This window comes from Hymenobacter elongatus, assembly GCF_004745955.1.
In the GTDB taxonomy this organism is placed as follows: Bacteria; Bacteroidota; Bacteroidia; order Cytophagales; family Hymenobacteraceae; genus Hymenobacter; species Hymenobacter elongatus.
In genome coordinates, this window is the sequence record NZ_SRLD01000049.1 from 1 (window position 1) to 14,450 (window position 14,450).

12 protein-coding genes and 2 tRNA genes are annotated in these 14,450 nt (G+C 60.0%); 3 read left to right on the forward strand and 11 right to left on the reverse strand.

The window, feature by feature from the left end; genetic code table 11:
• Nucleotides 1–213 precede the first annotated feature (213 nt).
• From E5J99_RS18670 to E5J99_RS18685, 4 genes are all read right to left on the reverse strand, one after another.
• Nucleotides 214–2,634 (reverse strand): endonuclease MutS2, encoded by a 2,421-nt coding sequence (locus E5J99_RS18670; protein ID WP_135499338.1) that lies wholly within the window; start codon nt 2,632–2,634, stop codon nt 214–216.
• Between the two features lie 193 nt (nt 2,635–2,827).
• Nucleotides 2,828–3,415, reverse strand: a complete 588-nt coding sequence (locus tag E5J99_RS18675; RefSeq protein WP_135499339.1) for a hypothetical protein — start codon at nt 3,413–3,415, stop codon at nt 2,828–2,830.
• Nucleotides 3,416–3,437: 22 nt separating this feature from the next.
• Entirely contained in the window at nt 3,438–4,205 is a 768-nt protein-coding gene (locus tag E5J99_RS18680) for a TIGR02757 family protein (RefSeq protein WP_245319104.1), read from the reverse strand.
• A gap of 150 nt (nt 4,206–4,355) precedes the next feature.
• Complete coding sequence (locus tag E5J99_RS18685; protein WP_245319107.1) at nt 4,356–5,333, reverse strand: septal ring lytic transglycosylase RlpA family protein; 978 nt, start codon at nt 5,331–5,333, stop codon at nt 4,356–4,358.
• 259 nt (nt 5,334–5,592) lie between these two features.
• Between E5J99_RS18685 and kdsB the strand changes: the two genes are divergently transcribed.
• Nucleotides 5,593–6,345 (forward strand): 3-deoxy-manno-octulosonate cytidylyltransferase, encoded by a 753-nt coding sequence (gene kdsB, locus E5J99_RS18690; protein WP_135499341.1) that lies wholly within the window; start codon nt 5,593–5,595, stop codon nt 6,343–6,345.
• On the opposite strand, the gene E5J99_RS18695 is transcribed toward kdsB, so the two are convergent.
• The 4 genes from E5J99_RS18695 to gap form a co-directional block, all read right to left on the reverse strand.
• Entirely contained in the window at nt 6,337–6,792 is a 456-nt protein-coding gene (locus E5J99_RS18695; protein WP_135499342.1) for a DUF1622 domain-containing protein, read from the reverse strand. The genes kdsB and E5J99_RS18695 overlap by 9 nt on opposite strands.
• Nucleotides 6,793–6,869: 77 nt before the next feature.
• Nucleotides 6,870–7,220 (reverse strand): translation initiation factor, encoded by a 351-nt coding sequence (locus tag E5J99_RS18700; protein ID WP_135499343.1) that lies wholly within the window; start codon nt 7,218–7,220, stop codon nt 6,870–6,872.
• A gap of 69 nt (nt 7,221–7,289) precedes the next feature.
• A complete protein-coding gene (locus E5J99_RS18705) occupies nt 7,290–8,195 on the reverse strand; it encodes a diacylglycerol/lipid kinase family protein (RefSeq protein ID WP_135499344.1) in 906 nt (301 codons plus the stop codon).
• Between the two features lie 108 nt (nt 8,196–8,303).
• On the reverse strand, nt 8,304–9,311 hold the full coding sequence (gene gap, locus E5J99_RS18710) for a type I glyceraldehyde-3-phosphate dehydrogenase (RefSeq protein ID WP_135499345.1): 1,008 nt from the start codon (nt 9,309–9,311) through the stop codon (nt 8,304–8,306).
• Nucleotides 9,312–9,619: 308 nt separating this feature from the next.
• Here gap and E5J99_RS18715 point away from each other — a divergent pair.
• Nucleotides 9,620–9,691: transfer RNA gene (locus E5J99_RS18715), tRNA-Glu, on the forward strand.
• 353 nt (nt 9,692–10,044) lie between these two features.
• On the opposite strand, the gene E5J99_RS18720 is transcribed toward E5J99_RS18715, so the two are convergent.
• Both E5J99_RS18720 and E5J99_RS18725 read right to left on the reverse strand, forming a co-directional pair.
• Nucleotides 10,045–11,052 (reverse strand): bestrophin family protein, encoded by a 1,008-nt coding sequence (locus E5J99_RS18720; protein ID WP_135499346.1) that lies wholly within the window; start codon nt 11,050–11,052, stop codon nt 10,045–10,047.
• A gap of 100 nt (nt 11,053–11,152) precedes the next feature.
• Nucleotides 11,153–12,079 carry a DUF5996 family protein gene (locus E5J99_RS18725; protein WP_135499347.1) on the reverse strand — a complete coding sequence of 309 codons (927 nt, stop codon included), beginning with the start codon at nt 12,077–12,079 and terminating at the stop codon, nt 11,153–11,155.
• A gap of 398 nt (nt 12,080–12,477) precedes the next feature.
• On the opposite strand from E5J99_RS18725, the gene E5J99_RS18730 reads away from it, so the two are divergent.
• Nucleotides 12,478–12,549: transfer RNA gene (locus E5J99_RS18730), tRNA-Glu, on the forward strand.
• A gap of 249 nt (nt 12,550–12,798) precedes the next feature.
• Here E5J99_RS18730 and E5J99_RS18735 read toward each other — a convergent pair.
• A complete protein-coding gene (locus E5J99_RS18735) occupies nt 12,799–14,343 on the reverse strand; it encodes an aldehyde dehydrogenase family protein (protein WP_135499348.1) in 1,545 nt (514 codons plus the stop codon).
• Between the last annotated feature and the right edge of the window lie 107 nt (nt 14,344–14,450).

Sequence of the window (14,450 nt, forward strand, 5' to 3'; positions counted from 1 at the left end):
CGCTATTTATGGGCCGAAACGCTTTTTGACAACTCGCCCAAGGACACCGTCCTGCTCAAAATCCCGCGCCACCAACTCCACATCTGGCAAGAGGCCCTGGCATGGGCCGCGTAGGGCTAAAGTCAAGTTAAAGAGAAAGGAAAGAACGTCATGCTCTATCTGGCGTCCGCGAAGCCGAAGCATGACGTTCTCTTAACTTCCTAAATGGCTTGGCTATTTCAGCACCGCTACCGTGGCTCCGTCGCCGCCTCGGTCGGCGTGGTCGTCGGCGACGCTGGCGGCGGCCCGGATGCGGTGCAGGTAGTCGCGCACCACCTGGCGCAGCACGCCGTTGCCGCGCCCGTGCAGAAACTTGATTTCGGGAATACCCAGCATCACGGCATCGTCTACGAAGGCCATGATCTTGTGCAGGGCATCCTCGGCCCGCTCGCCGCGCAGGTCGAGCGTGGGGCTGAAGCTGGCCATGCGCCCGGTGAGGTCCAGGCCCAGGCCCGCCGAGCCGTAGCTGGTCCGTTCGGCTTTCTTCTCCCGCTCCCGGATTTCGGCCCGGCCTACTTTTTCCAGCTGGCTGGCTTTCACGATGGTTTTCATGCCGCCAAACAGCACCTCGGCAGTTTTGCCCTTGATGCCAATCAGCTCGCCGTAGCCATCCTGGCCGATAAGGGCCACTTTGTCGCCGGCTTTCAGCGTAGCAGCGTCGGCTAGCTCGCGGGTGGCTTTGGCCTTAGGCGGCTCAATCTGGAGCTTTTCGCGCACGAACGTGTCGAGTTTGTGGCGGGCATCCTTGGTGCGCTCCTTGTCGGCCTGCCCCACCCTGATTTCCTGGATGGTGGCCTCAATCTGCTGGTTAGTATCCTTGAGCAGCAGCTTGGCTTTGGCCTTGGCGTCGCGCAGCACTTCGAGCGTAGTTTCGTCGAGGTGTTTTTTGAGGTCCTGGTACTCCTGGGCAGCTTTTTTCATGCGCCGCTCGGCTTTGGCGGCTTCGGCGGTGCGCAGCTCCAGGTCGGCCTTTTCCTTTTCCAGGCCTTCCAGCAGCCGGTCGTAGCGAATTTTATCCTTGCCCACGAGCTGGGTGGCCCGCTCCACGATTTGCTTGGGCAAGCCGATTTTGCGGGCAATTTCGATGGCGAAGCTGGAGCCCGGCTTCCCGATTTCGAGGCGGTAAAGCGGCTGCAGCTTCTCCGGGTCGTAGCGCATGGCCCCGTTCACCACGCCTTCGGTGCGCTCGGCAAAGTTCTTCAGGTTGGTGTAGTGGGTCGTAATCACGCCGTAGCTGCGGGCACGGTTGAGCTGATCCAGCACGGCCTCGGCAATGGCCCCGCCCAGCGCGGGCTCGGTGCCGGTGCCAAACTCATCGATCAGCACCAGGCTGCGCTTGCCGGCCATGGTCACGAACTGCTTCATGCTCAGCAAGTGCGACGAGTAGGTACTCAGGTCATTTTCCAGGCTTTGCTCGTCGCCGATATCCAGGAAAATCTCGTCGAATATCCCGGCCTCCGAGCCGTCGCCGGCCGGAATCAGCAGGCCGCATTGCAGCATATACTGCACCAGGCCCACCGTTTTCATGCTCACCGATTTACCCCCGGCATTCGGCCCCGAAATCAGCAGGATGCGCTGGTCGGGGTTTAGCTCCATATCCAGGGGCACCACCTCGCGCGGGTTTTCCTTGAAATGCTCCTTAAAGGTGAGGTAGAGGAGCGGGTGGCGCACGTTTTTCCAGCGAATCAGGGGCCGGGGGTGAAACGTGGGCAGCGTGGCCTCGATGCGGAGCGCCAGCAGGGCTTTGGCCCGGATGAAATCCAGCAGGCCTAGGTACTGGTAGGCCTTGCGCAGATCCGGAATGTGGGGCCGCAGCTGGTCGGTGAGGGAAGTCAGAATACGGATCAGCTCGCGCTGGTAGGCGTTTTCGAGGTCCTTGATATCGTTGTTCAGCTCAAAAACAGCTTCGGGCTCGATAAAAACCGTCTGGCCCGAGGCCGACTCGTCGTGAATCAGGCCCTTCACCCGGCGCTTGTGCTCGGCAATAACGGGCAGCACCAGTCGGCCGCCGCGAATGGTGGGCTCGGCGTCGCCGGGCACCCAGCCTTCGGTTTTGGCATGGCGCAGAATGCCGGCAATCTGCTTGCGAAGCTGCCCCTGGCGGGTAATGAGCTCCTGGCGCAGCTGCGACAGCAGCGGTGAGGCGTTGTCGCGCACCTGCCCGTCGTCGTCGATTACCTTGTCCAGGGCCGCCAGCAGGTTGCGGTCGACCTGCACGCCAATGCCCAGCAGACGCAGCGTCGGATACAGGCTTTCATCGGCCTGGGTGAAAAACGTGAGGGCCTGCCGGATGGTGCGCAACGACATCTTGACGGCGAAGAAGGCCGGCACGTCGAGGTAGGCCCCGGGCAGGCTGGCGCGCACCAGGTGCGGGTGTACGTCGTGGTAGTGCTGGCTGGGGAAGTCGGCCCCCGACTGGAGCAGGATACGGAACTCGTCGGTTTGCAGCAGGAGCTTGTGCAGCTGTTCGTACTTGCTCTGGAACTGCATCTTGGCTACAAACTGGCGGCCCAGGGCGCTCAGGCACAAGCCTTCCAGCATCTCACGCAGCTGCGCGAAGCCTATTTTGTGCTCGAAATTATGGGGGAGAATCAAACTCGGTAGAGGGAATTGGGTACTGCGGATTGGGAAGAGAATGCGAAGGTAAACACGCCAGGGCCGGAGAAAGATTCAGCGGCGTTAATAAAGTATGTCTTTGGTGGTTTCCTTAGGCTGACTTCTGATTGCGCCTGTCGGCCGCGGCCCACCAGGCAGCCAGATAGACCAAATAGCTGCCAACGAAGCCAAACTAATTTCCTTGCAGAGACCTGCCATCAAATACAGCTTTCCCAACTGCCAAGCTGATAACAGCGGTTACAACCACTAGCATCACCGTGGAAATCGGTTTTTCGAAGAAACTCTTCTCACGCCGAATAGACGCACTTTCCGCATCCTGATCAGCAGCAGCACCGGCTACCTGGGCCTCAAAATCGGCTGCTAAAGCCTCAATATCATCGTCGGAACAGAATGTATCGTTGTGCGCCAGCTTTACTTTTTTCCCTGATTGCAAACGCAGGCGAAAGGTCTTATTGCCGTTGAAATCCTCGTAGAAAAAGGAGGCAATATCCGTCAGCGCAATTTGCCGTTCGGTGGCAGACTGAGTTGCACGAATAGATAAAGCTTCTGCCGTTAAAGTTACCTGCATCGAAACTACCGCTACTTTCTTTATCAGATAATAGCCACCGACCAAGCAGGCCACTAACCATATTAGGACCACAGCTAGAGGAATACCTATTTCTCTGCTTAACGAGATGCCGCCGAAAAACAGGGCGAGCAGGCCCAGGAAAATGCTTATAAAACCCCAGGTCTTCATAACCTGGACAGTATAACTTTTCATATTTTCAACAATTTATTAACGCCTACCGCTTCTCCTCCACCCCCAGCCCAAACAGCGCGAAATCATACTTCACCGGGTCGTGGGCATCAAACCGGCGCAGGTTGGCGGTCAGCTCCTCGGCGGCGCGCCAGTCGACCACGGGGCGGGTGAGCAGGCCCAACTGCCGGGCCTGGCGCTCCACGTGCACGTCGATGGGACACACCAGCTCGGCCATGGGCAGGCGCGTCCAGAGGCCGAAATCGACGCCGTGGGCATCCTGGCGCACCATCCAGCGCAGATACATATTCACGCGCTTGCAGGCCGAGCCGCGCGCGGGCGTGGCTACGTGCTTGCGGGTGCGCTGGGGCGCGTCGGGCAGGCTGAAGAACAGGTCGTGGAAATTCTCCAGCCGCTCGCGCTGGGTAGCACCGCGCAGAAAGGCATCTTCCAGCGTAGCGTGGTCGGCATAATACCAGCGCAGCCAATGCACGAAATACAGCAGGTCGGTGTCGCAGAACGTGCGGTGGCAAAAGCCCAGCAGCTGCTTCAGGTCTTCGTCCTGGTGCTGAGTCACGAACTGATGCGGCGCGTCATCCATGCGGCGCAGCAGCTCGGTCACTTTGCTGATGATGGTGGGGCGGCGGCCCCAGGCCAGCAGAGCCGCAAACAGGCCGCTGATTTCCACATCAGCCCGCTGCGTGAAGCGGTGCGGAATACTTATCGGGTCGTGCTCGATAAACGCGGGCCGGTTATAGCGCGCATAGCGCTCGTCCAGCACGGCCCGGATAGTTTGGAGTTGGTCGGGTTGCACGGCGGCGAAGCAGCTATAAAAGTGTTTTCTGGATATAAAGAACGTCATGCTGAGCTTGTCGAAGCATCTCTACCGCAGTAGCAACTAATTACTTTGGCGGTAGAGATGCTTCGACAAGCTCAGCATGACGTTCCAGATTACTACCCGCCGCTACGGCACATACGACGTTTCGACCCGGAAGCGGGCGTCGGGCGTCGAGAGCTTCTGCACGGCCCGGCGCGACAGGCGCACCAGAATAGTGCTGTTTTCGCCGGTATCGGGTAGCTGCCCGATTACGCGCACGTACACCGACTGCCCGTTCATGATGTTGCGCACCTGCATGATGGTGCCCACGGGCGCAGTTTTGTGCAGCGCCAGGTACTTGTCCGTAACGCCGCCTTCAATAACAGCCGCCAGACCACCTTCCGTCACTTTGCGCACTATCTCGCTGGCCCGCTCCGGCACCCGGTCTTCTTCCTTAATGGGAGTGGTAGCAGGAGCGGCAGCCGAGGCGGTTTCTTTTTCCTTGTCTTTGTCCCGGTCAACATCTTCGGCGCGCTCCGGCCGGTTGGTAGGCGCGGGCACCGATGCTTTCGGCGCCGGTGCGGCGGCTACGGCGGGCTCGGGAGCCGCCGGGCCGCCAGCACCGGGCACCACAATCAGCACCTGCCCGATTCGCACCCCGGAGTTATCCGGCAGCTTGTTCAGGCGGGCCAGGGCATCGGGCGTGGTATTGAAGCGGCGGGCAATTGAGAACAGCGTTTGCCCCTTCTCAACCTTATAGATTTTGTTCCCGCGCGCATCGGTCGGCAGCTCGCGGGTAGCAGCACTGGCAGCGGGGGCTTTGGGAGTAGCAGCCGAGGCGGCGGTGGTCATCACCACGCGGTTGCGGGGCACCAGCACCACCTGGCCCGTTACGAGGGTTCCTTCCAGCTTCGGGTTCACCTCCACTATCTGGTCAACGGGCACTTTATAGCGGCGGCTGAGCCCATACAGGGTTTCGCCGGGCGCTACGCGGTGTTTGATGAGGACTTTATTATTCCGGTACTCCACCCCGATGGAATCGGGCAACGCTATGGGGCGAACAGCGGCAGTGGCGGAAAAACCACCGCAGGCAAAGGCGGCAAACAGCAAAGAAAAACGAGTCATACGGACAGGGCGCGAAAAACAGGCAACGAGCAAAAAACGAAACGGGTGGCACGCTGCCAGCAGAATAACCGCGGCCGAAAGATAAATAAATAATCCTGGAGCCGACCCGGTAAGACGGGGCCAACCGGGCGTAGCCGGCGGTTGGGGGCCGAACGGCAGCATGCCTGCACCCGGCATAGCCAATTTAGCGCCACATTGGGCAGAAGCCTACCTTGCGCCAGCTTTCCGGTACTTCTCTCCCTGCTTTCCTCCTTTTGGTATGGTCAACGCTCTTGGCATAATTCCCGCCCGCTACGCTTCCAGCCGCTTGCCCGGCAAGCCCCTGCTCGACCTGGGCGGCAAAACCATGATTCAGCGCGTGGTAGAACAGGCGCAGCAGGCCCGCCTGAGCCGAGTAGTGGTAGCCACCGACGACGAGCGGATTCTGGCCCACGTGCGCAGCTTTGGGGGCGAAGCCATCCTCACCGCCCCCGACCATCCCAGCGGCACCGACCGGGTTTTCGACGCTTACTGCCAGCTCGACGCGCCCGCCGACTGCATCATCAATATCCAAGGCGACGAGCCCTTTATCCGGCCCGAGCAGATTAATGCCCTGATTGCGCTGTTCGAGGCTGACCCGCGCACCCAGCTAGCCACGTTGGTGAAGCCCGTCGTCACGAGTGAGGAGCTCTTTAGCCCCCATATGCCCAAAGTCGTACTCGACGCGCGCGGCCAAGCCCTGTATTTTAGCCGGCACCCCTTGCCCTACCAGCGTCAGCATGCGCCGGAGCAGTGGCTGGCCCAGCACCGCTACCTGCGCCACATCGGTCTCTACGCCTACCGGCCCGATATTCTGGCCGAAATCACCCGACTGCCGCCCTCGGCGCTGGAGCTGGCCGAGTCGTTGGAGCAATTGCGCTGGCTGGAAAACGGCTACCACATTCTGACAGCGGAAACCGAGCTGGCGACTCTCGGCATCGATACGCCCGAAGATGTAGCGCGGGCGCTGCACTACCTAGCCACCTCAAGCTGATGAGCCCGGCTTTGGTACTATCTGATTCTCACCCGCATGGGCCAGCTGTTCGGTTCGCTGCACTAGTGCGTGCTCCCCTTCGGCCCGCTGCTCATCCTGCATTTCCTTGGTGAGAAAGAAGTTGAGCGCCGTACGGATGACGGCAATGGCTCCCAGCTTGCCAATCTGCTCCCAGCTCGGGGCAATGGCCGTCGACAGAATATCGGCGCCGAGCTGAAATTCCAGGGCCAACGCCAGATACCGCGCCAGCGTCAGCCGAATGGCGGTGAAGTCGGCGGTGCGGCGGTGCCAGAGCGCCAGCACAAACAAGCGGCCCGCCACCAGAATACCCAGCCCGATAATGAGGGCACCCACGGTTTCAATGCCCAGCTTAAGCCACTGCACGGCCGAGATGACGCCATTTTCGGCCAGACTATGAAGCGTTACGGGTTCCACGGTGACTAGCATTACGCACGAATAGTAAACTTCCAGCACGGCTTATTTTTTGACTTCCGGCATACGTTTTTGCCTAGCGGCCGTCAGGCTCAGCCGCCCGCTTTCTTGGCCTTGTATTTCTGCTCCAGCAGCACAGCCAGGGCTTTGTCCCGAAAGTCACCCTGAATCAGGATTTCGCCATCCTTGGCGTTGCCGCCCACGCCGCACTTGGTTTTGAGCAGCTTACCCAAGCTCTGCAGGTCCGCGTCGGTGCCCACGAAGCCGGTAATGAGGGTTACCTGTTTGCCACCACGGGCCTTCTTATCGAGCTGCACGCGCAGATTCTGCTGCTGAGGCGGCAGGGTCTGGGCTTCCTCCTCGGCGCTGTGCTGGTAGTCGAAGTCGGAGCTGGTGGAATATACCACGCCTTCCCGGCTACGGCGATTTTTATCGGTTTTCATGCGACAAGATTGGGCAATAAAAGGAACTGAATGATAGCCGAAAGCCAATGCCGGAGCGTGGGCTACTGCTCAAGTTACGATTTCTGTGTATCGCGCCGGCACTGCTACTTCCAGGGCCAGCGGCTCCAGCGTCACCGCAAACTCCCGGGCATCGCCCACGTAGTCGCCGTCGACGTGAAAGCCCAGCGCCTGCGCGGCCTGCACCTGCACCTGGCTGCAGGTGTGGTACACGGCCGCCCCCGACGCGGGCAGATTGCCCAGCGCCAGCCCGACACTTACCCGCACGGCCCGCCACAAGGGCAGTGCATCAATCAGGCACAGGTCGAGCAAACCGTCGGAAATGTCGGCCAGGGGCGCGATGTAGGCATTGTTGCCATACTGGGCGGCATTGGCAAAAGCCAGCACGTAGCAGCTCGTAGCGAAGGTTTTGTCCTGCATCGTTACGGTGATGGCCGTGGGCCGGAAGCGACGGTATTCGCGGAGTGCCACCTGCACATACGTCCCCAGGCCACGGGTGCCGGCCTGGGCAAAGCACCTGCTCACGTGCGCATCAAACCCCAGCCCCGCCGTGCAAAAGAACGGCCGCTCGTTGATGTAGCCCACATCAATGCGCTGGAATGCCGGGTTGGCCAGCTGCCGAATAGCGGCCGGCAGCGCCAAAGGCACCTGCAAGTGGCGCGCCAGCCCATTGCCGGAGCCACGGGGCAAAATACCCAGTGCGGCCTGGGTGCCCAGCAGCCCGCGGCCCACTTCGTTCACCGTACCGTCGCCGCCCACGGCTACCACAATCCGGAAGCCCTCCGCGGCCGCCTGCCGGGCCAGCTCCACGGCATGCCCCGCGTATTGCGTCGGGCGCACCTCGTAGTCTACCGCTTCGGCGGGCAGGTATTGGGCCAGCAGCGCCGGCACATTCTGCCGCCGGTCGGTGCCCGAGTTGGGGTTGATGAGAAAGCAAATACGCAGCTTAGCGGACATAGACGGCAACAACGCAGGCAGACGGGGAAAAGTTGGAAAGCAGGCAAGAGGCCCAACAAAAAAGCCCACCCAACCGGGCAGGCTTTTCTGGTGGCAGCAGCAGGTCGCTTACTTGCTCATAGCCTCACCCAGCTTCTGGATCAGGTCGGCAGTGCGGGTGCTGTAGCCGGTTTCGTTGTCGTACCAGCCAATTACCTTGGCCAGCGTGCCGCTGGCAGAGGTCAGCTCCGAGTCGAAAATGCAGCTGTGCGGATTGCCCACGATATCGATGCTCACGATAGGGTCGGTGGTGTACTCAATGATGCCTTTCATCGGGCCATCGGCCGCAGCCTTGAGGGCGGCGTTGATTTGCTCCTTCGTGGCTTCTTTCTTCAGCACCACGGTCAGGTCGGTCATCGAGCCATCGGGCACGGGCACGCGCATGGCGAGGCCGTCGAGCTTACCCTTCAGCGTAGGCAATACCAAGCCAACGGCTTTGGCGGCACCCGTGCTGGTCGGGATGATGCTGTAGGCAGCGGCGCGGGCGCGGCGCAGGTCTTTATGGGGCGCGTCCTGCAGGTTTTGGTCGGAGGTGTAGGCGTGCACCGTGGTGATGTAGCCCTTCTCGATACCGAATACCTCATCCAACACCTTGGCCATCGGAGCCAGGCAGTTGGTGGTGCAGCTGGCGTTCGAAATGATGGTTTCGTCGCCGGTCAGGATATCTTCGTTTACGCCCAGTACGACGGTCGGAATATCGCCGGTAGCCGGAGCCGAAATCACTACTTTCTTCGCGCCGGCGGTGATGTGCTGGCCCGCGCCGGCCTCGTCTACGAAACGGCCCGTCGACTCCAGGACGATATCCACGCCCATTTTGCCCCACGGCAACAGCTTAGGATCACGCTCGGCCAAGGCGGCGATGCGCACGCCGTTTACGGTCAGGCTCTCCTCATCATACGCCACCGTGCCGTCGAAGCGGCCATGTACGGAATCGTATTTCAGCAGGTGGGCCAGCGTCTTATTATCGGTCAGGTCGTTGATAGCTACAACTTCTACGTTGTCGCGGCCGAGCAGCGACTTGAACGTCAGGCGGCCGATGCGGCCGAAGCCGTTAATGGCGACTTTTATTTTAGCCATAATGGGGAAATGGGGTTAACGGCACACGAATGCACCGGGTGGAAACGCGGAGCGAAGGTACAGGGACCATCTAACTTCGCCAAATCAATATCTGTCCCAGGAAATCTGCTGCTGCTGCGGCCCTCGTTCACCGCAGTGGCCGCGCCTCTACCCTCATCGGCTACTCGGTGGCAGGCGGCATACCATATTTTTTCAGGCTGAAAATCAGCTGATTTGCCCTTGCAGGGCACTTTTTTTTGAACCGGGTATTGTGTCGCAGGTTCCCTTATCTATCTTTGCAGCATCAAAACGGGTTCGGCACGCTATCTGGTCCGTTCGTCTAGGGGTTAGGACAGTAGATTTTCATTCTACCAACAGGGGTTCGATTCCCCTACGGACTACTACCACTCGTTTTGAAAAAGCCTCTGCGCCAGCGTAGAGGCTTTTTTTATGTTTGGCCGGGTAATTCCCAAGAGCTAAGCTGGGAGCCCAACGCAACCCTCGAACTGCGTTTCCCCATCCCCAATAAGGACATTACCCCAGACTCATAGCGCCGAGCGGTACTATCAGGCCTGCTCAGTAGCCGGCCACCGCTTCCAGGTGCCTGGAAGAGCAACATGTGCCCCTATCCTCGTCCCTGTTGCGAAAGATAGCGCCACTGGGGATGCGCGGCCTCTGACACGAAGAAATTCCACCCTATTATACTGACACCGTAGCCTAAAATCGGAGTTCATCATGCATCGCAATGACGAACTCACATGAGTATATTGTTGACTGGCTGAAGCGCCGCCGGCACATCGGCTTCGTCGAGCAGCTCGCGCAAATCGATTTCGATGGTGCGGGCCAGGGCCGTGATGGGCACGTCGTTGGCACCGCCTTCAAACGGGTTTTCGGTGCTCTCCCCTATCCGTTCCATCGTCAGGAAAATCCACGATACCAGCATGCTGAACGGAATGGTAAGCCAGACAAAGTGCCCACCCAACTTCTCAAACTCCTGCAACATACCGAAGGGCACAAGGCACACGAACAGGCGGGCGAAGAACAGGTTTATGGTGGCGAATTGCCGAGGATACGGGAAGTTTTTGAGCCGCTCACACTTCCCCTGCTGCTCGTAAAGCGCCGTAAGCTGCCGCACCAGCTCGAAATAGCGAAACATTTCCAGGTGGTCGTTGTCGGCTAGTTCTTTCAACTGTTTCGACTGCAGACCGAGCAAATGGGTAGCTCGATTCTTTTTGCTGAGTACGTAGGCCGCATCAGCGGGGGTGAGGTAGCGCTGCAGCTCGTCGGCCAGGCTACCATCGCGCTCAGTAACGCGGTATAGCTGACTGTATTCCGCGTTGGCGGCCTGGGTCATGCTCTCCCAGGCGCGCGGCTCGCGCAGCTGAAACCGCAGCGCGGTAAGCCAGGCCAGGTGCCGGTAGGTCAGCTGCTGCCGCACATCCGCAAACCCCGAACTCTCGGCCGGCAACGGGGGCACAAAGTCCCGCACCGGCACGCCCCAGGCGCGGCTGATATTCACGATGGTGCCCCATATCTGCCGGGCTTCCCACAGGCGGCTGTACGTGGCGTTGTTCTTAAAGCCCACGATAAAAGCCGTGGCCGTTCCGACCAGCGCAATGGGCACCCAGGGCATTGCCAGCCAGTGCCAGCCCAGCCCGGCATACAGCACCGTGGGCACCAGGGCCAGCACGAAAACCCCCATGATTTCCCGGCGGGTCCAGAGCAAAACCTCTTTGAGCGTGTAATGATGGCCCGCATGCATAAACAATGAGGTTAAGAAGGAAGAAAGGTGGAAGCGATGTGGCGCGGGTGTGCCCACCGATGCCAGCGACAGCAACGGCACGGGCCACACCCGTAGCGGCTCACGTCCGCTCCAGATTTTGCCGGTCCCAGTGGGCCAGGTCTGCGGCCGCCTCGTAGGTACTTTGCAGAAACTCCAACACTTTCTGGCGTGGATTTTCGGCCGTGCGCACCACCTCATACGGCAGCACGTACTCGCCGAGAGCCGGGCTGAACGCCGCTTCGGCCGGACACACCGGCGCTTCGGCAAAACCGACCGGGCTGGGATAGGCATAGGCATAGGCATAAAAAGCGGCCTCCGCGCCGTTGCCGCCGGGCCACCAGCCGGCGCTGCTGACCTCGTCGCAGTAGGCCTCGCGGGTCACCCAGTCGGCCAGATTGGGCACGCCACCGGGGTGCTCGGGGGCTGGCCGGCCCGAAAAGCGGGTGACAGCCAAGTCGAAGCTACCCCAGAAAAAATGTACCGGGCTCACTTTGCCGGTGAAGCGGCTGCGAAATTCAGTGAGCAACTGGTCGGCGCGCAGCAGCACCTGCCAAAAGCGCTGCACGGCCGGCGCATCGTAGGCCCGGTGGTGATGGTCATCGGGAAACGGCGTCACGTCCGGCACTTCCACCGGCACGGGCCAGATGCGCACATTGATATGGGCGGCCTGCAGCAGTGCCTGGTAGCGCTGGTAGAACTCGGCCACCGATTGGGGTTCCAGCGCCAGGGTGCGCGCCTGCCCGTCGCTGGTATACAGGACGAGCTGGTGGGCATGAAAGTCGAACAACAACTCAAAGGCTCCCTCCGGATAAGGAATCGACAAGGTAGAAAGCCCGCGGGGCGTAACGTAGAGCGGCACCTGCCACCAATGGTTGAGCATAGGACTAAGCGCCAGGCGGGTTTTTCCCACAATCTGGGTCCAGAGATGAAGCGTCTGGCGCGTGTCAGTCCAGGAATCGGCGGGCAGAGCCGGCCAGGGGGCAGTTGTAGCGAGTGCAGCTATCATCGTTTAGGGGGTTTGCGCCACCCCGCTCGGGCGTAGCCATGTGCTGAAGCGGCACGAGGCAGGCCGCCAAAAACGTGCGCTTACCGACTCATTTCCTGAACAATATGTACAAAGTCCGGCAATTTACCACCCGTAGCCAGCGCCCGACGTCAGGGCCCGAAATTCGTGCCGGCTATAGTACCAAAGGCTGGTCGTGCCAAAACTTAATAGCGGCAGGGCAGCCTTCGAAGTGGCTCCCAGCATCATTTAGCGGGGAGCGGTACTGCATTTCTACACCAGCCGCGTGCTCCCACCGCAGCGCAACATGGAACAGCGGTCGAAACTTAAAATTAAATTTTGCATTCTAACCTCTTCATTCATTACCTTTGCAGCACCAAAACGGGTTCGGCACGTTATCTGGTCCGTTCGTCTAGGGGTTAGGACAGTAGATTTTCATTCTACCAACAGGGGTTCGATTCCCCTACGGACTACTACCACTCGTTTTGGGACAACAAAAAAGTCTCTCTGCTTCCTGCAGAGAGGCTTTTTGCTTTTATCCGGCTTCGCTTACCAGCTCTCAGATACGTCGGACCGGTTGTAGCAGACGGCGCTTGTTCTTTGGCAAAGCATACGCACCTCCGATTGTCCTACTGCGCGACTGGCAACGGCTGCAACGGCTGGCTTCCTGGCCCTGTCAAGGAGCAGAAAACCAGCCGTTCACACTGAATCTACAGTTCGCTTCAGGGCTTTCCGGGCAGCAGCGTCGCCTCGGCGTAGTTGCCGAGTACGGGCTGCTTCGCATCGCCTTCGGTTACGGCCTCCACCAGCAGTTTGCCGCCCACGAAAGCACCTTTCCAGGATTCGCCGAGGCCGCCAAATACTTCTTCCCGGTCGCCACGGGAACGGAGCTTATTGACCCCTACTTTAAAGGCGCGGACTTCCTTGGCCGTACGGGCCGCCCACTTGGCGTCGTCGGAGGCGACGGCGGCCACCAGCGCGCCGTTGGAGATATTCATCTCCCCCACCAGTTCTTCCACGCGGTCGACGAGCACGATGGAGTCAATCGGGCCGAAGGGCTCTTTGAAGTATAGCTCGCTTTGGCGGGGCAGGTTTACCAAGGCCCGTGGCGCCCGATAAGCCGACATATCCTGACCGGGCAAAAACAGGCTCTCATCCAGCTTGCCTTCAAAAATAGGCGTCGCACCGGTTTTGAGGGCATCGGCGTAGAGCCGGTCGAGGTCTTCGGCCTGGGTTCTGTTGATAACGGGGCCAAAAGCCAGATCGGGCAGCTTGTCGTCGTAGCCATCGACCAGGGTAGGATTGCCCACTTTCAGGTTGCGTACGGCTTCCCAGTAGGTTTCCAGAAACTGCGGAAACAGGCTGCGCTGCACCACGAAACGCACGTAGGCCGTGCAGCGCTGCTTGCCGTAGTCGTAGCCTTTTTTGAGCTGGTCGGCCAGGCTAGTCCAGTCGCTGTAGTCCCAGATGCCGTAGGTGTTCACACCTTCCATTTCCAGCATGTAGCGTTTGTGCTCCGAGCCCAGGGCATCGGCGATATTGCGCCCATTGTAGCGGCCACCCACAAACGAAAGGCAGTCGACGGCATCGTTTTTCACCAGCACGTCGCTCAGCTCGCCGCCCGGGCCACTGACGAGCGTCACGGGCAGACCGCAACGGCGGGCAATGGCAAAGGTGAGGCTCAGGGAAATGAAGCCGCCGTCGGTGGGGGTTTTGGCAATAACGGAGTTGCCGCACAGCACCTGCACCAGCACCGCGTGCAGCAGCACCGACATTGGGTAGTTCCAGGAGGCAATATTGCTGACCAGGCCCAGCGGCTTGCGGGTGCCCAGCATACCTTCAATAGTGTCGACGTACCACTGCACGCCCTCGATGGCGCGGTCGATGTCGGTGAAGCCCAGCTTGTAGGTTTTGCCGATTTCCCAGATCAGCAGCTTGCCCACCAGCTCTACGTGGGGCCGCAGCTGGTCGAGGCACTCCTGCACTTTGGCGCGGCGCTCATCGAGGCCGGTAGCGGCCCAGGCGGCGGCTTCGCCTTTGGCGAATTGCACGGCCCGGAGCGCGGTTTCGCGGTTGAGCATCGGCATCCAGCCCAGCTGCGTGCCATCGACGGGTGAGGTAAACTCGCGGGGGGTACCCGGGCCCTGCCACCGGCCTTCCATCAGGTTCTGGAACTTGCCGTCCGGGGTGAAGATTTCGGGCGCAATGTGCTTGACCTGACTCAGCAGCGAGCTAAATTCCACCGCAGGCGAAATGATTTTCATCATAAAACGAGAAAGAAAGGGGTTGGAGTGGACGGGTCGGGTGGGAAACAGCAGGTGAAAGCTACTTCATACTGGTAAAAGATATTCGCTAAGAAAGATGTTTCGCCCGA

Excerpts from the sequence above, each read along its gene's own strand:
- E5J99_RS18675 (WP_135499339.1), bottom strand. The coding sequence starts at position 3,415 with ATGAAAAGTTATACTGTCCAGGTTATGAAGACCTGGGGTTTTATAAGC.
- E5J99_RS18700 (WP_135499343.1), bottom strand. The coding sequence starts at position 7,220 with ATGAAAACCGATAAAAATCGCCGTAGCCGGGAAGGCGTGGTATATTCC.
- E5J99_RS18685 (WP_245319107.1), bottom strand. The coding sequence starts at position 5,333 with ATGACTCGTTTTTCTTTGCTGTTTGCCGCCTTTGCCTGCGGTGGTTTT.
- E5J99_RS18705 (WP_135499344.1), bottom strand. The coding sequence starts at position 8,195 with ATGTCCGCTAAGCTGCGTATTTGCTTTCTCATCAACCCCAACTCGGGC.
- E5J99_RS18720 (WP_135499346.1), bottom strand. The coding sequence starts at position 11,052 with ATGCATGCGGGCCATCATTACACGCTCAAAGAGGTTTTGCTCTGGACC.
- E5J99_RS18725 (WP_135499347.1), bottom strand. The coding sequence starts at position 12,079 with ATGATAGCTGCACTCGCTACAACTGCCCCCTGGCCGGCTCTGCCCGCC.
- E5J99_RS18735 (WP_135499348.1), bottom strand. The coding sequence starts at position 14,343 with ATGATGAAAATCATTTCGCCTGCGGTGGAATTTAGCTCGCTGCTGAGT.
- gap (WP_135499345.1), bottom strand. The coding sequence starts at position 9,311 with ATGGCTAAAATAAAAGTCGCCATTAACGGCTTCGGCCGCATCGGCCGC.
- E5J99_RS18695 (WP_135499342.1), bottom strand. The coding sequence starts at position 6,792 with ATGCTAGTCACCGTGGAACCCGTAACGCTTCATAGTCTGGCCGAAAAT.
- kdsB (WP_135499341.1), top strand. The coding sequence starts at position 5,593 with ATGGTCAACGCTCTTGGCATAATTCCCGCCCGCTACGCTTCCAGCCGC.